The 19,723-nt window shown below is 59.6% G+C and carries 13 protein-coding genes and 1 pseudogene; 5 read left to right on the plus strand and 9 right to left on the minus strand.

Features of this window, described 5'->3' with window-relative positions; genetic code table 11:
* Window positions 1-96: 96 nt before the first annotated feature.
* The 4 genes from lpdA to pdhR form a co-directional block, all read right to left on the minus strand.
* Window positions 97-1,521, minus strand: a complete 1,425-nt coding sequence (lpdA, locus tag SERRSCBI_RS19995; RefSeq protein WP_033644926.1) for a dihydrolipoyl dehydrogenase — start codon at window positions 1,519-1,521, stop codon at window positions 97-99.
* A gap of 233 nt (window positions 1,522-1,754) precedes the next feature.
* Entirely contained in the window at window positions 1,755-3,335 is a 1,581-nt protein-coding gene (aceF, locus tag SERRSCBI_RS20000) for a pyruvate dehydrogenase complex dihydrolipoyllysine-residue acetyltransferase (RefSeq protein ID WP_042785358.1), read from the minus strand.
* Between the two features lie 13 nt (window positions 3,336-3,348).
* Window positions 3,349-6,012 (minus strand): pyruvate dehydrogenase (acetyl-transferring), homodimeric type, encoded by a 2,664-nt coding sequence (aceE, locus tag SERRSCBI_RS20005; protein ID WP_033632104.1) that lies wholly within the window; start codon window positions 6,010-6,012, stop codon window positions 3,349-3,351.
* A 165-nt stretch (window positions 6,013-6,177) separates the two neighbouring features.
* The gene (gene pdhR / locus SERRSCBI_RS20010) at window positions 6,178-6,942 is read right to left on the minus strand and encodes a pyruvate dehydrogenase complex transcriptional repressor PdhR (RefSeq protein ID WP_004937490.1); all 765 of its coding nucleotides are present in this window, start codon (window positions 6,940-6,942) and stop codon (window positions 6,178-6,180) included.
* Between the two features lie 631 nt (window positions 6,943-7,573).
* On the opposite strand from pdhR, the gene SERRSCBI_RS20015 reads away from it, so the two are divergent.
* Window positions 7,574-8,950: an amino acid permease gene (locus SERRSCBI_RS20015; RefSeq protein ID WP_042785360.1), complete on the plus strand. Its 1,377-nt coding sequence runs from the start codon at window positions 7,574-7,576 to the stop codon at window positions 8,948-8,950.
* A 63-nt stretch (window positions 8,951-9,013) separates the two neighbouring features.
* Here the strand turns inward: SERRSCBI_RS20015 and SERRSCBI_RS20020 are convergent, their stop codons facing one another.
* The 3 genes from SERRSCBI_RS20020 to SERRSCBI_RS20030 are packed head-to-tail and all read right to left on the minus strand — an operon-like array spanning window position 9,014 to window position 13,586.
* Window positions 9,014-10,249 carry a cytochrome c gene (locus SERRSCBI_RS20020; protein WP_042785361.1) on the minus strand — a complete coding sequence of 412 codons (1,236 nt, stop codon included), beginning with the start codon at window positions 10,247-10,249 and terminating at the stop codon, window positions 9,014-9,016.
* Window positions 10,246-10,800, minus strand: coding sequence for a (2Fe-2S)-binding protein (locus tag SERRSCBI_RS20025; RefSeq protein ID WP_015379038.1), 555 nt, complete (start codon window positions 10,798-10,800; stop codon window positions 10,246-10,248). Before SERRSCBI_RS20025 ends, SERRSCBI_RS20020 begins: the two co-directional genes overlap by 4 nt.
* Window positions 10,797-13,586, minus strand: a complete 2,790-nt coding sequence (locus SERRSCBI_RS20030) for a xanthine dehydrogenase family protein molybdopterin-binding subunit (protein ID WP_042785362.1) — start codon at window positions 13,584-13,586, stop codon at window positions 10,797-10,799. Before SERRSCBI_RS20030 ends, SERRSCBI_RS20025 begins: the two co-directional genes overlap by 4 nt.
* A 208-nt stretch (window positions 13,587-13,794) precedes the next feature.
* Here SERRSCBI_RS20030 and SERRSCBI_RS20035 point away from each other — a divergent pair, with 208 nt between their 5' ends.
* Both SERRSCBI_RS20035 and SERRSCBI_RS20040 read left to right on the plus strand, forming a co-directional pair.
* On the plus strand, window positions 13,795-14,379 hold the full coding sequence (locus tag SERRSCBI_RS20035; RefSeq protein ID WP_042785363.1) for an NTP transferase domain-containing protein: 585 nt from the start codon (window positions 13,795-13,797) through the stop codon (window positions 14,377-14,379).
* 8 nt (window positions 14,380-14,387) lie between these two features.
* On the plus strand, window positions 14,388-15,440 hold the full coding sequence (locus tag SERRSCBI_RS20040; RefSeq protein WP_042785364.1) for an XdhC family protein: 1,053 nt from the start codon (window positions 14,388-14,390) through the stop codon (window positions 15,438-15,440).
* On the opposite strand, the gene SERRSCBI_RS20045 is transcribed toward SERRSCBI_RS20040, so the two are convergent.
* Complete coding sequence (locus tag SERRSCBI_RS20045; protein ID WP_042785365.1) at window positions 15,364-16,230, minus strand: helix-turn-helix domain-containing protein; 867 nt, start codon at window positions 16,228-16,230, stop codon at window positions 15,364-15,366. The genes SERRSCBI_RS20040 and SERRSCBI_RS20045 overlap by 77 nt on opposite strands.
* Window positions 16,231-16,383: 153 nt before the next feature.
* Window positions 16,384-18,030 (minus strand): class I fumarate hydratase FumA, encoded by a 1,647-nt coding sequence (gene fumA, locus SERRSCBI_RS20050; RefSeq protein ID WP_004937467.1) that lies wholly within the window; start codon window positions 18,028-18,030, stop codon window positions 16,384-16,386.
* Window positions 18,031-18,379: 349 nt separating this feature from the next.
* Here fumA and SERRSCBI_RS20055 point away from each other — a divergent pair, with 349 nt between their 5' ends.
* Together SERRSCBI_RS20055 and endA are read left to right on the plus strand one after the other, a co-directional pair.
* Window positions 18,380-18,892, plus strand: a complete 513-nt coding sequence (locus SERRSCBI_RS20055) for a SprT family zinc-dependent metalloprotease (protein WP_042785366.1) — start codon at window positions 18,380-18,382, stop codon at window positions 18,890-18,892.
* A gap of 101 nt (window positions 18,893-18,993) precedes the next feature.
* Window positions 18,994-19,688, plus strand: a pseudogene (gene endA, locus SERRSCBI_RS20060) (deoxyribonuclease I).
* The last annotated feature ends 35 nt before the right edge of the window (window positions 19,689-19,723 follow it).

A 19,723-nucleotide genomic window follows, 5' to 3' on the forward strand; every position in this document is an offset into this window, starting at 1 on the left:
TGGCGCAGCGGCCACAAAAAACCGCGTTCTGCATCTGAGCAAAAAAAAAACGGCCCCTTCTCAGGAGCCGCTTGTTAACCGGTCAAACCAGCAGAATTACTTCTTCTTGGCTTTCGGGTTAGGCAGATCGGTGATGCTGCCTTCGTAGATTTCCGCCGCCAGGCCCACGGATTCGTGCAGGGTCGGGTGAGCGTGGATGGTCAGCGCGATGTCTTCCGCGTCGCAGCCCATCTCGATAGCCAGACCGATTTCACCCAGCAGCTCGCCGCCGTTGGTGCCGACAATCGCGCCACCGATGATGCGGTGAGTTTCTTTGTCGAAGATCAGTTTGGTCATGCCGTCTGCACAGTCGGAAGCGATCGCACGGCCGGAAGCCGCCCACGGGAAGGTGGAGGTTTCGTAGCTGATGCCTTTCTCTTTCGCTTCTTTCTCGGTCAGACCCACCCACGCCACTTCCGGCTCGGTGTAAGCGATGGATGGGATCACTTTCGGATCGAAGTAGTGCTTCATGCCGGCGATAACTTCTGCGGCGACGTGGCCTTCGTGCACGCCTTTGTGCGCCAGCATCGGCTGACCGACGATGTCGCCGATGGCGAAGATGTGCGGCACGTTGGTGCGCAGCTGTTTGTCGACGTTGATGAAGCCACGCTCGTCAACTTCAACACCGGCTTTGCCGGCATCCAGCAGTTTGCCGTTCGGCACGCGTCCGATCGCCACCAGCACCGCGTCGTAACGCTGTGGCTCTGCCGGCGCTTTTTTACCTTCCATCGTGACGTAAATGCCGTCTTCTTTGGCTTCTACCGCGGTCACTTTGGTTTCCAGCATCAGGTTGAACTGCTTGCTGATACGTTTGGTGAAGACTTTCACCACGTCTTTATCTGCCGCCGGGATAACCTGATCGAACATTTCAACGACGTCGATCTGTGAACCCAGCGCATGGTATACGGTGCCCATTTCCAGGCCGATGATGCCGCCGCCCATAACCAGCAGACGCTCTGGGACGGTTTTCAGCGCCAGCGCATCGGTAGAATCCCACACGCGTGGATCTTCATGAGGAATGAATGGCAGTTGGATCGGACGAGAACCTGCAGCGATGATGGCGTTGTCGAAGTTGATGGTGGTTGGGCCGTTTTCGCCTTCAACAACCAGGGTGTTAGCGCCGGTGAACTTGCCCAGGCCGTTGACCACTTTCACTTTACGGCCTTTCGCCATGCCAGCCAGACCGCCGGTCAGCTGAGTGATGACTTTTTCTTTCCAGACGCGCACTTTGTCGATGTCGGTTTTCGGCTCGCCGAAAACGATGCCGTGTTCGGCCAGCGCTTTGGCTTCTTCGATCACTTTGGCAACGTGCAGCAGTGCTTTGGAAGGGATACATCCCACGTTCAGGCAAACCCCGCCCAGAGTGGAATAACGTTCAACCAGAACGGTTTCAAGACCTAAGTCAGCGCAACGAAAGGCTGCAGAGTAACCTGCCGGGCCCGCCCCAAGTACCACGACCTGAGTTTTAATTTCAGTACTCATCATGACCTCTTAATTGATTGTCCGGCGGGTCAGACGTCATTTTTATTGCTAATCGATCTCATAACGCCCTTCATCCACCGGGACGCTTACACCGCGAGCAGTTTACAGAATTGTTAATAATCTGCAAAGCGTGTTCGAGTGACCCGTGTCTCAACAATTTTGTCGAGTTATGCAAAATCCGACAAAACTGCTACAGAATCGTCAGGGGCGCAGCATGCTGCGCCCCTTTTGCATTACATCACCAGACGGCGAATGTCGGACAACATGTTGTTGATGATGGTGATGAAGCGCGCACCATCGGCACCGTCGATAACGCGGTGGTCGAAGGACAGCGACATCGGCATCATCAGGCGCGGCATGAACTCTTTACCGTTCCAGACCGGCTCCATCGCAGACTTGGAGACACCCAGGATAGCCACTTCCGGCGCGTTGACGATCGGCGCGAAGTGAGTTGTCCCGATGCCGCCCAGGCTGGAGATGGTGAAGCAGCCGCCCTGCATCTCGCCCGCGGTCAGCTTGCCGTCGCGCGCTTTCTTGGAGATGGTCATCAGCTCGCGAGACAGCTCGGTGATGCTCTTCTTGTTCACGTCCTTGAACACCGGAACCACCAGGCCGTTCGGGGTATCTACCGCCACGCCGATGTTGATGTATTTCTTCAGCGTCAGCTTCTGACCGTCTTCGGACAGCGAGCTGTTGAAGCGCGGCATCTGCTCCAGAGCGGCAGCGACAGCTTTCATGATGAACACGACAGGCGTGAACTTCACGTCCAGCTTGCGCTTGGCCGCTTCTTCGTTCTGCTGCTTGCGGAACGCTTCCAGATCGGTGATGTCGGTTTTGTCGAAGTGAGTCACGTGCGGGATCATCACCCAGTTGCGGCTCAGGTTCGCGCCAGAGATCTTCTGGATGCGGCCCATTTCGACTTCTTCGATCTCGCCGAACTTGCTGAAGTCCACTTTCGGCCATGGCAGCATGCCTGGCAGACCGCCGCCGGCAGCAGCCGGGGCCGCTTCAGCACGTTTCACCGCGTCTTTCACGTAAGCCTGAACGTCTTCGCGCAGGATGCGGCCTTTACGACCGGTGCCTTTCACTTTCGCCAGGTTAACGCCGAATTCACGCGCCAGACGACGAATGACCGGAGTCGCGTGCACGTAGGCCGCGTTCTCGGCGAACTCGCCTTTGTCTTCAGCTTTCGCAGCCGGAGCGGCGGCTTTAGCGGCGGCCGGCGCCGGCGCAGCGTCCGCTTTAGCGGCTGGAGCGGCGGCAGCGGCAGGCGCAGCGCCTTCCACTTCGAACACCATGATCAGGGAACCGGTTTTCACTTTGTCGCCGGTCGCGATCTTGATCTCTTTCACGGTGCCCGCGAACGGCGCAGGGACTTCCATGGAAGCCTTGTCGCCTTCCACAGTGATCAGGGACTGCTCGGCTTCCACCTTATCGCCCACTTTCACCAGGATCTCGGTCACTTCGACTTCGTCGGCGCCGATATCCGGCACGGCAACGTCTTTGGCCGCAGCGGCAGCCGGGGCAGCTGCTGCTGCCGGTTTTTCTTCCGCTTTCGCCGCCGGTGCAGCTTCCGCTGCGCCTGCCGCTTCGAAGATCATGATCAGTTTGCCGGTTTCGGTTTTATCGCCGACCGCCACTTTGATCTCTTTCACCACGCCCGCCTGCGGGGATGGCACTTCCATGGAAGCCTTGTCGCCTTCCACGGTGATCAGCGATTGTTCCGCTTCAACTTTATCGCCGACCTTCACCAGAATCTCGGTGATTTCGACTTCATCTGCACCGATGTCCGGTACGTTGATTTCGATAGACATTATTCAGTACCTCTTAGGCCAGACGCGGGTTAACTTTTTCCGGGTTGATGTCGAATTTCTTGATTGCATCAGCAACCACGGAAGCTTCGATCTCACCGCGTTTAGCCAGTTCACCCAGAGCAGCAACCACCACGTAGGACGCATCGACTTCGAAGTGGTGACGCAGGTTTTCGCGGCTGTCCGAACGACCGAAGCCGTCGGTGCCCAGTACGCGATAATCGCTGGCCGGCACATAAGTACGAACCTGTTCGGCGAACAGTTTCATGTAGTCGGTAGAGGCTACCGCCGGCGCGTCGTTCATCACCTGAGCGATGTAAGGCACGCGTGGCGCTTCGGTTGGGTGCAGCATGTTCCAACGCTCGCAATCCTGGCCGTCGCGCGCCAGTTCGGTGAACGAGGTCACGCTGTAGGTGTCGGAACCCACGCCGTAGTCCTTCGCCAGGATCTGCGCAGCTTCGCGCACGTGGCGCAGGATGGCGCCGGAGCCCAGCAGCTGCACCTTGCCTTTGCTGCCTTCCAGCGTTTCCAGCTTGTAGATACCCTTGCGGATACCTTCTTCCGCACCCTGCGGCATCGCAGGCATGTGGTAGTTTTCGTTCAGCGTGGTCAGGTAGTAGTACACGTTTTCCGGGTTGTCGCCATACATGCGCACCAGACCGTCGTGCATGATCACCGCCACTTCGTACGCGTAAGCCGGATCGTAAGAGATGCAGTTAGGGATGGTCAGAGACTGAATGTGGCTGTGGCCATCTTCGTGCTGCAGACCTTCGCCGTTCAGGGTAGTACGGCCCGAGGTCCCGCCGATCAGGAAGCCGCGCGCCTGTTGGTCGCCCGCTGCCCAGCACAGGTCGCCGATACGTTGGAAACCGAACATCGAGTAGTAGATGTAGAACGGAATCATCGGCAGATCGTTGGTGCTGTAGGACGTCGCTGCGGCCAGCCAGGAAGAGGCTGCGCCCAGTTCGTTGATGCCTTCCTGCAGGATTTGGCCTTTCTCGTCTTCTTTGTAGTAAGCAACCTGCTCACGGTCCTGCGGGGTGTACTGCTGGCCGTTCGGGCTGTAGATACCGATCTGACGGAACAGACCTTCCATACCGAAGGTACGCGCTTCGTCGGCGATGATTGGCACCAGGCGATCTTTGATCGACTTGTTCTTCAGCATCACGTTCAGGGCACGCACGAAAGCGATAGTGGTGGAGATCTCTTTGTTCTGCTCTTCCAGCAGCGAGCTGAAATCTTCCAGCGCTGGCATTTCCAGCTTCTGGGTGAACTCCGGCAGACGGGTAGGCACATAGCCTTTCAGAGCCTGGCGACGTTCGTGCAGGTATTTGTACTCTTCGGAATCTTTCTCGAAGGTGATGTACGGCAGTTTTTCGATGTCAGCATCGGCAACCGGCACGTTGAAACGATCGCGGAAGTGGTGAACCCCTTCCATGTTCATTTTTTTCACCTGGTGAGCGATGTTTTTACCTTCCGCGGTTTCACCCATGCCGTAACCTTTGATGGTGTGAGCCAGGATAACGGTCGGTTTGCCTTTGGTGTCCTGCGCTTTTTTCAGTGCAGCGAAGATTTTCTTCGGATCGTGACCACCACGGTTCAGCGCCCAGATTTCGTCGTCGGTCATGTCTTTGACCAGCGCCGCGGTTTCCGGGTAACGGCCGAAGAAGTGCTCGCGCACGTAAGCGCCGTCTTTGGATTTGAAGGTCTGGTAGTCGCCGTCCAGGGTCTCGTTCATCAGCTGAACCAGTTTACCGCTGGTGTCTTTGCGCAGCAGCTCGTCCCAACGGCCGCCCCAGATCACTTTCAGCACCTGCCAGCCTGCGCCGGAGAAGATGCCTTCCAGTTCGTTGATGATCTTGCCGTTACCGGTGACCGGGCCGTCCAGGCGCTGCAGGTTGCAGTTGATGACGAACACCAGGTTGTCCAGCTTCTCGCGGGTGGCGATGGTGATGGCGCCTTTGGATTCCGGCTCATCCATCTCGCCGTCGCCCAGGAAGGCGTAAACGGTCTGCTCAGAGGTGTCTTTCAGGCCGCGGTGTTCCAGGTATTTCAGGAACTTCGCCTGATAGATGGCGCTGATTGGGCCCAGGCCCATGGATACGGTCGGGAACTGCCAGAATTCCGGCATCAACTTAGGATGCGGGTAAGAGGACAGGCCGTTGCCGTGCACTTCCTGACGGAAGTTGTTCATCTGTTCTTCGGTCAGGCGGCCTTCAAGGAAGGCGCGCGCGTAAACGCCCGGAGAGATGTGGCCCTGGAAGTAGACCAGGTCGCCGCCGTCTTTCTCGTTGCGTGCGCGGAAGAAGTGGTTAAAGCAGACTTCATAGAAGGTCGCGGAAGACTGGAAGGAAGCCATGTGGCCGCCCAGCTCCAGGTCTTTCTTGGATGCGCGCAGAACGGTCATGATCGCGTTCCAACGGATCGCAGAGCGAATGCGGCGTTCCAGATCCAGGTTGCCTGGGTAAGCCGGTTCGTCTTCTACCGCGATGGTGTTGACGTAGTTGTGCGCTGCAGCACCGGCCGCAACGTTAACGCCGCCTTTGCGGGCTTCTCCCAATACCTGATCAATCAGAAACTGAGCTCGCTCAACACCCTCTTCACGGATGACCGATTCGATCGCCTGCAGCCAGTCGCGGGTTTCGATCGGATCCACGTCATTGTTTAAACGTTCTGACATGGTGGTATTCCTTATCTGTCTAATGGTTTGTTTGGAGCCTGTCTTCCTGTGTTCTGTGCCAAAACACACGAAGACAGGCCCATCAGTTTAGTTGCCGCTTAAGTACTTAACTAAGTACCTCGAACTTAACCCCCGCAGGCTGGTGTACCCTGAAGAGGACAGCTCTTAATCCTTGCGTTGCTGGAGACGCCGCAGCGATCTCTCGCGCCGAGTATGCTCCCGGCTGAGATCCAGCAAGATTTCCTCGATAAACGCCAAGTGGCGATGCGAGGCTTCACGGGCCTTTTCCGGCTCGCGTGCCACAATCGCCTCAAAAATTCCGGCGCGGTGGCTGCTCACTTTTGCCAACATCTCACGGCGCGAGTAGAGCAATTCAAAGTTCTGACGCACGTTCTGTTCCAGCATCGGCCCCATGCAGCGTAGCAGGTGAAGTAACACAACGTTGTGAGCGGCTTCAGTCACGGCGATTTGATACTGCATGACCGCATCGGCTTCGGCGTCGAGATCGCCGCTGTCTTGAGCCTGTTGAATCACGATGTGGCAGTCGCGGATGCGCGCCAGATCTTCATCGGTGCCGCGCAGCGCCGCGTAATAGGCGGCAATGCCTTCCAGCGCGTGACGGGTTTCCAGCAGATCGAACTGTGATTCGGGATGGTCGGCCAGCAGCTCGGCCAGCGGATCGCTGAAGCTCTGCCACAGATTAGTTTGCACGAAGGTGCCGCCGCCCTGACGGCGCAGGAGCAGCCCTTTCGCTTCAAGGCGCTGAATGGCCTCTCTCAGAGAAGGACGGGAGACATCAAATTGTTTCGCCAGCTCGCGCTCCGGAGGCAGTTTTTCGCCTGGGCGCAGTGTCCCCTCGAGGATCAGGTATTCGAGCTGTTGCTCGATAACATCTGACAACTTGGGTTGGCGGATTTTGCTGTAGGCCATGAGTGAATTCTTCTCTGCGAATGGCGCGGAGTCAATTGGTAATACCAATTTCAAAAACGTGACGGTAAAGTAACAAAGTATTCACCTCCTGTCCATACGGGCCTTGATCGAAATCAGGTTACCCGCACATTTTAACACCCCGCTGAAAACCCCGCTGCAAACCGGTAACGCCGTGATGGTATTACCATTTACGCGGCGGGTTGGGGATTTAACTTTTACCAAACCTTACGCAAGGCAGAGTGCAAACTTTTTGCCCGAGTTTTATTGCATGGTTATTACGCTTTAATGAATGGCTATTTGGCGAACAGCGCAACGGCGGTTCGTTCATTATTTGAACGCGGCCCACCGTTCAGATCTACGTTATTTTTGCGCATTATGTGATTTGTTGCTTATTTCATGCACTGAATCCCCCCTGCCGTCACACAACCCGCATTTTGTTTCCTAAACTGCTGCAATCTTAATCACTCACACGACAAAGCAGGTGCAAACCGACGCGCATAACATTATTCTCTGCCAAACGGTAGCGGCGCCGTGGAATTAATAGCTATAACGCCGTAAATAAAACAAAACACACATCGTAACCACTGCTTTACAGGCAGGTGGGCATTCACAACGACAGAGGGTTAGATTGATGGATGGTCAACAGCATGGTGACCAGCTGAAGCGCGGCCTGAAAAACCGCCATATTCAGCTCATCGCCTTAGGTGGCGCAATCGGCACCGGGTTATTTCTCGGTATCGCTCAAACAATAAAAATGGCCGGCCCGTCAGTGCTCCTCGGCTACGCCATCGGCGGCTTCATCGCGTTTCTGATCATGCGCCAGCTGGGGGAAATGGTGGTGGAAGAGCCGGTCGCCGGCTCCTTCAGCCACTTCGCCTACAAATACTGGGGCAACTTCGCCGGCTTCGCCTCCGGCTGGAACTACTGGGTGCTGTATGTCCTGGTGGCGATGGCGGAGCTGACCGCGGTCGGCATCTACGTGCAGTACTGGTGGCCGGAGATCCCCACCTGGGTTTCCGCCGCGGTATTCTTCCTGGCGATCAACGCCATCAACCTGGCCAACGTCAAAGTTTACGGCGAGATGGAGTTCTGGTTCGCCATCATCAAAGTGGTGGCGATTATCGGCATGATCGTGTTCGGCGCCTACCTGCTGTTCAGCGGCATGGGCGGCCCGGAAGCCACCGTCACCAACCTGTGGGCGCAGGGCGGGTTCTTCCCGAACGGCGTCATGGGCCTGGTGATGGCGATGGCGGTGATCATGTTCTCCTTCGGCGGCCTCGAGCTGGTCGGCATCACCGCCGCCGAAGCCGACAACCCGCAAAAAAGCATTCCAAAAGCCACCAATCAGGTGATCTACCGCATCCTGATCTTCTATATCGGTTCACTGGCCATTCTGCTGTCGCTGTACCCGTGGGGCAAAGTGGTTGAAGGCGGCAGCCCGTTCGTGCTGATCTTCCACGCGCTGAACAGCAACCTGGTGGCGACCGTGCTGAACATCGTGGTGCTCACCGCCGCGCTGTCGGTCTACAACAGCTGCGTCTACTGCAACAGCCGCATGCTGTACGGCCTGGCGCAGCAGGGCAACGGCCCGAAAAGCCTGCTGAAGGTCGACGGCCGCGGCGTGCCGGTGGTGGCCATCGGCATTTCCGCCCTCGCCACCGCGCTGTGCGTGCTGATTAACTACCTGATCCCGGGCCGCGCCTTCGAACTGCTGATGGCGTTAGTGGTATCGGCGCTGGTGATCAACTGGGCGATGATCAGCCTGGCGCACCTGAAATTCCGCGCCGCCAAAAACCGCGAAGGCGTGGTGCCGAAGTTCAAAGCGTTCTGGTACCCGTTCAGCAACTACCTGTGCCTGCTGTTCATGGCCGGCATCCTGGTGATCATGTACCTGACGCCGGGCATTCAAATCTCGGTGCTGCTGATCCCGGTATGGGTGGCGATCCTGGCCGTCGGTTACGCCATCAAACAGCGCAGCCAACGTGTCGCCGGCGTCACCAGCCGTTGAATCGCGTGACCGCGCAATAAAATGGCCCGCAGATGCGGGCCATTTTTTTCGTCTGAACGCCGCTTACTTGCGCAGCGCTTTCACCTGCTCGGCGGTGACGTCCGCTGGCAAACCGCCCCAGGTCACCCGCAGGTAGTTTACCAGTTCCGCCACGTCGGCATCGCTCAGACGCTCGCCGAAGCCCGGCATGCTCTGCATGCTTTCACCGTTCGGGAACTGCTGGGCCGGCAGGCCGTCCAGCACCGACACGATCAGGTTCTTGCCGTCCGCCTGGCGCAGCGTGGCGTTATCGCGCATCGCCGGTGCGACGTGCGGTTTGCCTTCGCCTTCGCGCGCATGGCAGCCGGCGCACTGATCCAGATAGGTCATGCGCCCGGCATCGCTGCCCTGCCCCATTTTCACCGGCACTGCCGCCGGCGGCTGCTCGCCCATCAGATACAGCGCCAGCGCCTGATGGTCTTCCGGCGTCAAATGACGGGTGCTGAGATCCACCACCATATGCATCTCACTGAAGGCCGAACCCTGCGGCGCGAGGCCGGTGCCGAGGAAGCGGCTGACGTCCTGCGGCGTCCAGCCGCGCTGCGCCAGACCGTGCGGCGTAATGTCCGGCGCCATGAAGCGGCCGAGATCGCCGCCCTGCATCGGCTTGCCGAGATCCATCTGTCCCAGCGCGCCGCGCGGCGTGTGGCATTCGCCACAGTGGCCCAGCACGTCGGCCAGATAGCGGCCGCGCTGCCATTGCGGCGAGCTGCCCTGCGAACTGGCCGGCAGCGGATCCTGGCTGCGGAACAGCAGATTCCAGCCGATCAGCGCCATGCGCTGGTTGAACGGGAACGGCATCTCGTTGGCCGGAATGGCCACGTCCACCGCCGGGCGCGTCATCAGGTAAGCGTAGATGTCATCGGCGTCCTGACGCGAAATGCCCTTGTACGAGGTGTAAGGCATCGCCGGGTACAGGTGCCGTCCGCCCGGCGCCACGCCCTGCGTCAGCGCCAGGAAGAAGTCGTCCTTGCTCCAGCGCCCGATGCCGTGGTCGGCCGACGGCGTCAGGTTGCTGCCGTAAATCGTGCCGAACGGCGTGTCCAGCGGATAGCCGCCGGCCAACGGCGCCCCGCCGCTGGCGGTATGGCAGGCGGCGCAGTCGGCGGCCTGCGCCAGATAGCGGCCGCGCGCGATCTGTTCGGCGCTGGCGGTCACCTGCTGCACCGGGCCGTCGTAACGGCGGTTTTCCCGCCACCACAACAGCGCAATCACCACGATCGCCACCAGCACAATCAACACTGCGAGACGTTTTTTCATTGCGCCGTCTCCTTCAGCAGGCCCGGCGTTTTCAGCACCACGTCGCGCACCGCTTCGTAGTAGCGCACGTAGCCGGTGCAGCGGCAGATGTGGCTGTCCAGCGCCTGCTCGATGGCGTTCTCCAGCTGATCGCGGGCGATCGGCTCACGCTTGAGCTTTTCCACGAAGATGGTGGCGGCGTTGACGAAACCTGGCGTGCAGTAGCCGCACTGGAAGCTGTAGTGCTCCAGAAACGCCTGCTGGATCGGCGACAGCTCAACCACCTCCCCCTGTTCGTCCACCCTGGCGTGGCCTTCGACGGTGCGCACTTTCTTGCCGTTGAAGAAATGCGCGCCGGTGATGCAGGTGCGCACCTCTTCGCTGGTGCCGCTCGGGTGATCGACAATAGCCACGCAGGCGTGGCAAATGCCCTGCCCGCAGCCGAGGCGCGAACCGGTCAAATCGAGATACTCGTGCAGGAAATCGATCATCATCAAGCCTTCCGGCACCTCGATCGGGCCATACTGTTTCTCGTTGATGGTCAGGGAAATCGGCTGGGTTTTAATGCTCATTGTAATACCTCACGAATATTTTCTGCACGAACGGGCAAATCACGGAAACGGTGGCCGGTGGCGTCGGCAATGGCGTTGACCAGCGCGGCCACGATCGGGATCATCACCACTTCCGCCATGCCTTTCGGCGGATCGGTTTCCGACAGCGCCGGCAGGATGTCGCCGCTCTGTTTCCATACCGCCACGTCGCTGGCGCGCGGCAGGTGGTAACGGTTGAAGTTCCAGGTGCCGTTGCCCGGGCCGTCTTCGTACAGCGGTAAATATTCGTGCAGCGCATGGCCGATGCCCATCGCCAGCCCGCCCTGCAGTTGGCCGGAAACCAGTTCCGGCACGATCAGGTTGCCACACTCCATGATCGAGTGGTGATTCAGCAACTCCACCTGGCCGGTGGCGATATCCACCGCCACTTCCGCCAGCGTGCCGACGGCGCTGTAGTAGGTCACCGCCGCATTGTTGCGCTGGGTCGGCGGATAATAGACCTGCCCGCGCGCCAGCGGTTTGAATTCGCCGCCGGCGTTGCGCAGCGCCATGCCGTCGATCGGCAGGCGTTCGCTTTTGCCGTTCAACGTGAAATCGGCCTCCGCCCACTGCCAGCGGTTGAACACATGCACCGCCGCGCCGGTGACGCCGCCCATCTGATAAGCCGTCTTGGCCAGCAGCTCGAGGCTCAGCACCGACATGCCCGCCGCCGTCAGACCGCCTTCGACCCAACGCGCATCTTCGCGCCGCACCACCAGCGGCGCCGCCTGGCCGCCGCCGATACCGGCCTGCCACAGCGCCATCGCCGCCGGCCACAGGCCGTGATCGAAGATCAGGCGCGCCGCTTCGCGGGTGCTGTGCGAGAAGTAATAGGCCGAGTTGCTGGCGCTCGACGGCGAACAGTAGCTCGGCGTCCAGTTGGGGTTGGTTTGCAGCTTGTCCTGCTCTTCCTGCGACATCAGGTAAGGATCGCCGCTGGTGACCATCGGCAATACCGACCAGTCGGTGACCGAGAAGTGCGCTTCGTCGGCCGGTTTGCCCAGCCACTGCGCGCACAATACCGACTGCGAGGTCGACATGCCGGTGCCCATCTCCGCGCCACTGTGATGCAGGATGATGCGGCCGTCTTCGCTCAGCTCCACCCGGGCGAACGAGGTTTCCGCCCCGGTGCCGAAGTCTTTCTGCACGCAGCCGAAGCCGACGCCATAGCGCTTGCCGGGATGGCGGCTCTCAAACTCGGCCTTGCGTTCGGCGCGCTTAAGCCATATCTCATGCTTCGCCGCCTTTTCCAGTACTTCATCGGCGCGGATCGCACCGGCCGGGATCGCCCCCTGGGTGTTTTTCATGCCGGATTTCAGCACGTTGCGCAGGCGGAACTCGATCGGGTCAATCTTCAGCTCGGCGGCCAACTCATCCACCATCATCTCGGTGGCGGCCATGCTCTGCAGCGTGCCGTAACCGCGCGCCGAACCAGCGTCGATGGCGCGTGAAGCCAGCCCGACCGACGACAGATCGCTTTTCGGGAAGTAGTAAATCGACTGGGCGGCGGTTGCGCCGACCATCACCACCGAAGGGGTAAAGTTGCTGCGGCCGCCGCCGTCCGCGGTCATGTCACCGAGGAACGACTGCATGACGCCGGTCTGCTTATTCACCGCGATGCGGTAGTTCATGTCGAACGCGTGGCGCTTCAACGCCGTCTGGAACTGTTCGAAGCGATCGTTGGCCAGGCGCACCGGGTGGCCGTCGCCATACATCGCCGCCACCGCGCCGTAATACGGGAAGTTGTAGTGGTCTTTCGAGCCGTAGCCCACGGTATAGCACGGGTGCAGGATCAGCTGTTTCACCGGCGGATTGCGCTTGGCCAGCATGCGCGGCATCTCGTCGGCCACTTCCTGCGGCGACTGAGTCGGCACCACCAGATGCAAGGTTTGCGTCTGCGCGTCGAACCAGCCGTTGGCGTTGTCCGGCTCCAGCGCCGAGGTGTCTATCGACTGCGTGGTGTAGCGGCGCGACATTACCAGCCAGTCGGCCGGCGGATTCGCCAACTCGTCGGCGATCATCCCTGCATAGCGCATGCCTTCCTGATCCAGCTTGCCGCCCTCGCGCCCTTCCGGCCACACCGGCAGGTGTTTTTTCATCGACACCGGGAAGATCGGCGTGTCCTTCAGGCTGGAGAAACGATCGTCGTCGAACGGTTGTTCTCCCCCCACCCGCACATAGCGGAAGCTGCCCCAGGGATCGCGCTCGCGCGGGCCGGTCACCGCGCCGTATTTGATGGTTTCTTCGCGGAATTTCAGCTTGTCCTTGGCGAAGCGGAAACGGGCGAAGTCGTGATAGATCAGGATCGCCACCGCCTGGCCGAGGTAGGCCGGGGTTTTGCCGCTCGGCAGCAGCATGTCGTCACCGTAGAACGCCGGAAAGGCCAGGCCGTCGCGCGCCAGATCTTCCGCCGTCACCAGGCGATCCGGTTGCAGATCGTCCCCCAACAGCGACAGATCGACCCCTTCGAACAACCGGTCGGCTTTGGTCACGCGCAGAATGAAGGCGTGCGCCTGTTTCTGCGGCCAGTGCGGCATGTCCACCGCGCGGATATCGCGCGCGAACACCTTCTGCCCCATGACCTTGGCGCGGCCGTCGATACGGAAACGCACGCGCTTGGCCTGCGGATCCCAATTGGGCGACTGGAGGATTTTTTGCTCGAACAGCGCGGCGTAGGCGCGGCTGTACAGGGGCGCGAGGTACACGGATACCCCCGCAATCACGGCGCTTTTGATAAAGCGACGCCGCGACGGGTTGAAATTGCTCATAAATAAGTCCTTCACGTCTTTCTTGTAATTGGTTTTTGTTCGCGGTGTTGTTGCGCAAACGCTGACGACCTTGCCGTAGACGTCATAAGCATATGCTTATAACTAAAATTATGTGATGATTAACAGGCTGTTTTCAACAAAAAAACATTTGCAAAACACATAAGGTTTGTACGCTAATAAATAATTTGCGCAAACGCGGGCTTGAACCATGATCACGGGCATCATTATTACCGCCGCCGGACGCGGGGAGCGCTTTATTCGGGCCGGCGGCCAGGGCAACAAACTGAACGCCGGGTTTGCCGATGCGGCGGGCGAGCGGCGTTCGCTGTTCGAACACACCCTGCGCCAGGCGCTGGCTTCCGAGCTGCCGGTGCAGGTGGTGACCCGTCCGGATAATCTGCCGGTGCTGGCAGCCTGCGCCGCCAATCAGGTGCCGGTTACCCTGCTCGCCAGCGCGGGCCTCGGCGACTCGATCGCCGCAGGCGTTGCGGGCACGCCGCACTGGCAAGGCTGGCTGATCCATCTGGCCGATATGCCGTTCGTCGGCGCCGACGTTTTCCGGCAGGTGGCGAGCGCCTTACGGCAACACGCGATCGTACGCCCCAGCTATGCGCAACAGCCCGGTCACCCGGTAGGCTTTTCCGCCCTATTGCGCAAACAACTTTGCCAACTGCGCGGCGATAATGGTGCCCGTGGGCTGCTGCAAGGCGCAGCGGTGCACCTGTTGCCACTTGAGCACCCCGGCGTCGTGCAGGATATTGATCTTCCATCGCAACTTCCGGCCAGCGAGTAAATTCACCTATGCAACATCTTGATGTCACCGTGGTCAGCCAGGCGATAAGCTGGCTGCAACACCAGCCGGTCTGGTTATGCACCGTCCTCAGCACCTATGGTTCTTCGCCGCGCTCGCCGGGCGCGCTGATGGCGGCGACCCGCGACGGCCGCTACAGCGGTTCGTTGTCGGGCGGGTGCGTGGAGGAGGACTTTCTGCGCCGCGTGGCCGCCGGGGAGTATCAGGCGGCCAGCCAGGTGATCCGTTACGGCGAAGGCGGTATGACGCCCAACGTGGCGCTGCCGTGCGGCGGCGTGCTGGACGTGCTGATCGAGTATCTGCCGGCGGGAGAAGCCAGCGTCGCTTACCTGCGACGCATCGACGGCGCGCTGGAAGGGCATCACGCGTTGATCAAACGCCTGACGCTGCCCCACGCCTGCCACAGCCTCGAGCAGAGTCATTTCACCAGCGCCACCCAGGTGGAACGCCGGCTCGAACAGATTACCCTGCATATCGCGGCCGCGCCGCGCCTGCTGATCGCCGGGCTGTCCAGCGTGGCGCTGTACTGCGCCGATTTCGCCGTGGCGCTGGGGTTTGAGGTGCTGGTGTGCGAGAATCGCCCGGAGGCGCTGGATAACTTCGCCGCCGAGTTAAAACCGGGCGTGACGCTGCTGCGCCAGTTTCCGGCCAAGTTCATTGAGGACGGCGGTTGCCACGCCAATACCGCCGTCGTGGCGCTGACCCACGATCCGCGTATGGACGATCTGACGTTGATGGAAGCGATCCACACTCCGGCGTTTTACATCGGCGCCATGGGATCGCTGAGAAACAGCGCGCGGCGGCGCCAGCGGTTGCAGCAGATTGCCGAATTCACGCCGCAGGAGTTGGAACGCATCCATGCGCCGATCGGCCTGCCGCTGGGCAGCAAAACGCCGGCGGAGATCGCCCTGGCGGTGATGGCGGCGATCGTGCAGCAAAAAAACCGGCGGCCGGCCGCCGACGGGATCAGTGCAGCGGCACCACCGGCACCAGATGCTGCAGCTCCAGGTGCAGCTCCTCTTTCCCGCTCAGCGAATAGCTGAACATCGTCATGTCCGGCCCGTCACCGCGGGCCAGCCCCATTTCGGGCAGCACCTGCGTGTAAATTTTAATGATGTGATCATTGAGCGCCACCGGCTTGCCGGAATAGCGAAAACGGCAAAACTCGCCGTGGATCTCCGGCAGCGGCTCCAGCGCCACGCCTTCACGCAGCGGATAGTCCGTCGTCACGCCCAGGGTATAGTCGACCCTGACCCGCTCGCCGTCCGGCACCAGTTGGGTAAACGAATAGGTTTGCGTCGGGCGCTCGCCCAACAAGGTGTAAAACTGCGCCCGCAGCGCGCTGCGCTGCGGCAGATGCGACTTATCCAACCTCTCTATGTCCAGGTGGTAAGCGTACTGCTTGCCGTGAAAAGCGTATTGCCCTCTGGCGATGCTGACGCGTTCAACCTCAATATCGCCGGGCTGGCTGGCCGCGAGTGAACGCACCAGATTGCTGAAGTCCTGTTTGCGGGCATGACGATAAACGCTGGGCGACTCGGCGAAGTGTTTCTTGAAACAGCGCGAGAACGTCTGCTGATTATCGAATTGATATTCAACCGAAATGTCCAGAATGCTCTTCTGCGTGAAGCGCAAGGCGAAGGCGGCGAGGTAGAGGCGACGAGCGCGGATGTAGGAGGCTAACGATAATCCGGTCTGCTTCTTGAACATGCGCTGCAGGTACCATTTCGTATAGCCTGACTTGGCGGAAACGATATCCAACGACAGCGGATTGGTCAGGTTATCTTCAATCCAGACCAGTAACTCCCTGATGTGACTTTCCTGCGTGCCCATGTGCTTGCCGAACCTTATGTTGCCGATATTCCATTAGTCGAATTTTAGTGCTATTCGCGTAGGGTATACAGGTTAAAACTCGACGTCCAGCAAGCTACAGGACTTTACACAGTCCCCCTCCACCGCCCGCGAGCGGTGGAGGGGGAGCAGCGATTATTTCAGGCAGCTGGAGCACTGACCGGCCTGGATCTTCTGGAAGAAGTCATTGCCTTTGTCATCCACCAGGATAAACGCCGGGAAATCTTCCACTTCGATTTTCCAGATCGCTTCCATGCCCAGTTCAGGGTACTCCACGCACTCCAGGCTCTTGATGCTCTGCTGCGCCAGCACCGCCGCCGGGCCGCCGATGCTGCCGAGGTAGAAGCCGCCGTGCTTGTGGCAGGCATCCGTCACCTGCTGGCTGCGGTTGCCTTTCGCCAGCATGATCATGCTGCCGCCGTGAGATTGCAGCAGGTCGACGTAGGAATCCATACGCCCGGCGGTGGTCGGCCCCAAGGAACCGGACGCATAGCCTTCCGGCGTTTTAGCCGGGCCGGCGTAGTAAATCGGGTGGTCCTTGACGTACTGCGGCAGGCCTTCACCGCGATCCAGGCGCTCTTTCAGCTTGGCGTGCGCGATATCGCGGCCGACGATGATGGTGCCGCTCAGCGACAGGCGGGTGGAAACCGGGTACTGCGACAGCTGTTTGAGGATCTCGGCCATCGGGCGGTTGAGATCGACCTTGATCGCCTCGCCTTCCCCGGCCTGGCGCAGCTCCTGAGGAATGAATTTGCCCGGATTGTGCTCCAGTTTTTCCAGCCAGATGCCGTCGCGGTTAATCTTGCCTTTGATGTTGCGGTCCGCCGAACAGGAAACGCCCATGCCGACCGGGCAGGAGGCGCCATGACGCGGCAGACGCACGACGCGGATATCGTGCGCGAAGTATTTGCCGCCGAACTGCGCGCCCAGCCCCAGGTTCTGCGCTTCTTGCAGCAGTTCCGCTTCGAGTTCCAGATCGCGGAACGCCTGACCATGCTCGTTGCCTTCGGTCGGCAGGCCATCGTAATACTTGGTCGAGGCCAGTTTGACGGTTTTCAGCGTCGCTTCCGCCGAGGTGCCGCCGATGACGAACGCCACGTGGTACGGCGGGCAGGCCGCAGTGCCCAGCGTGCGCATCTTGTCGACCAGGTAGTTTTTCAGCTTGCCCGGCGACAGCAGCGCCTTGGTTTCCTGATACAGATAGGTTTTGTTGGCTGAACCGCCGCCCTTGGCGATGCACAAGAACTTGTATTCTTCGCCGTCAACGCTGTAGAGATCGATCTGCGCCGGCAGGTTGCTGCCGGTATTGACCTCTTTGTACATATCCAGCGCGGCGTTCTGCGAATAGCGCAGGTTCTCTTCGATGTAGGTGTTGTACACCCCACGCGACAACGCTTCTTCATCGCCGCCGCCGGTCCAGACGCGCTGGCCCTTTTTGCCGACGATGATCGCCGTGCCGGTGTCCTGGCAGGTCGGTAAAATACCCTTGGCGGCGATTTCTGAGTTACGCAGAAATTGCAGCGCAACGTACTTGTCGTTTTCGCTGGCGTCCGGATCTTTGAGGATATCGGCCACCTGCTGTTGGTGCGCCGGGCGCAGCATGAACGACGCGTCGTGGAACGCATGCTGGGCAAGCAGGGTTAACGCTTCAGGGGCAACTTTCAGTATTTCCTGGCCTTCAAACTCGCTCACGGAAACGTGGTCGCGGCTCAGCAGGTAATATTCGGTATCGTCTTTCTTCAGCGGGAACGGATCTTGATAGTGGAACGGTTTATTCGACATTGATCTCTCACTTGCAACATCAGCTGCGTTAAATTCACACTTGCGGCGCGCGAGGCGGCGCCTTGTCAAAAAACTGCCTTCACCTTACGTATTTTTAATCAGTCAGTTATTGCGCCAAATCGCAAAATAACCGCTCTTTGCGTAAGGGATTGCCACAGGCGGCGTTTCAACCTTGCTCGGTGAGAACTGCGGGTACAGGCTCATCATGCACGCTTTATTATCCCGCAGTTAACACATTGATTACAATCCATCGGTGGCGATCGCTTTATCAATGTGGCGAAAAAGCGCCGGATGCGATTTGCGCCGGTGCGTATTGTCAGCCGCCGCGCCATTGCTTAAGCTAGCCGCAATGAACAAACCGAGAATCCCCATCGCGCTGCAACAAGCGGTGATGCGCTGCCTGCGAGAAAAGCTGCAGTTGGCCCGCCGGCATTTTGCCGTCGAGTTCCCCGAACCCAGCATCGTCTATCAGCAACGCGGCACCAGCGCGGGCACCGCCTGGCTGCAAAGCTGGGAAATCCGCCTGAACCCGGTGCTGCTGCTGGAAAACCAACAGCAGTTTATCGATGAAGTGGTGCCGCACGAACTGGCGCACCTGCTGGTGTTTCGCCAATTCGGCCGGGTGGCGCCGCACGGCCGCGAATGGCGCTGGATGATGGAAAGCGTGCTGCTGACGCCCGCCAGCCGCACTCACCGTTTCGAAACCGCCTCGGTGCAAAGCAAAACCTTCCCCTACCGCTGCGGCTGCGGGCAGCACCCGCTCACCATTCGCCGCCATAACCGCGTGCTGCGCGGCGAAAGCGAATACCGCTGCCGCCGGTGCGGTGAAAAACTGAAATTTCTTGCTAGCGAGAACCTTTAGTTAAACGATTTATACGTTAAAACAAGCAAATATCGCCATTTGCCACTGCCGGCAAGTTCCGTTACCCTGCCTGCTTTTCCAATTTTGAGCTGTTTTGGAATATGCTTCGCAGAATTTTGTTTATGGCGGTTTTCGCCGCAGGCGCCGTACAGGCGCACGGCATCAATAACTTCTCTCAGGCCAAAGCGGCGGCGGCCAAGATTAACCGGGATGCGCCGGGCAGCTTTTACTGCGGCTGCCGCATCGACTGGCAAGGCAAGAAGGGCATCCCGGATCTCGCCGGCTGCGGCTATCAGGTGCGTAAAAACGCCCAGCGCGCGCAGCGCATCGAGTGGGAACACGTGGTGCCGGCCTGGCAGTTCGGCCACCAACTGCAGTGCTGGCAAGACGGCGGACGCAAAAACTGCAATAAGGACGCCACCTATCGCCAGATAGAAACCGATCTGCACAACCTGCAGCCGGCGATCGGCGAAGTGAACGGCGACCGCAACAACTTCATGTACAGCCAATGGAACGGCGGCGCAGGCCAATACGGGCAGTGCCCAATGAAGGTGGACTTCAAGAATAAACAGGCGGAGCCGCCCGCCCGCGCCCGCGGCGCCATTGCCCGCACCTACTTCTACATGCGCGATCGCTACCAGCTGCGGCTGTCACGCCAGCAAACCCAACTGTTCGAGGTGTGGAACCGGCAATATCCGGTGAGCCAATGGGAATGTCAGCGTGAAGCACGTATCGCCAAGGTGCAGGGCAACCACAACCCTATATTCAACAGGCTTGTCAGCAGCGGAAAAGCTAACCTACTATAGCCTTTATCTTTCATGGCGCCGCCAA

The organism is Serratia sp. SCBI, from assembly GCF_000747565.1.
Taxonomy (GTDB): domain Bacteria; phylum Pseudomonadota; class Gammaproteobacteria; order Enterobacterales; family Enterobacteriaceae; genus Serratia; species Serratia ureilytica.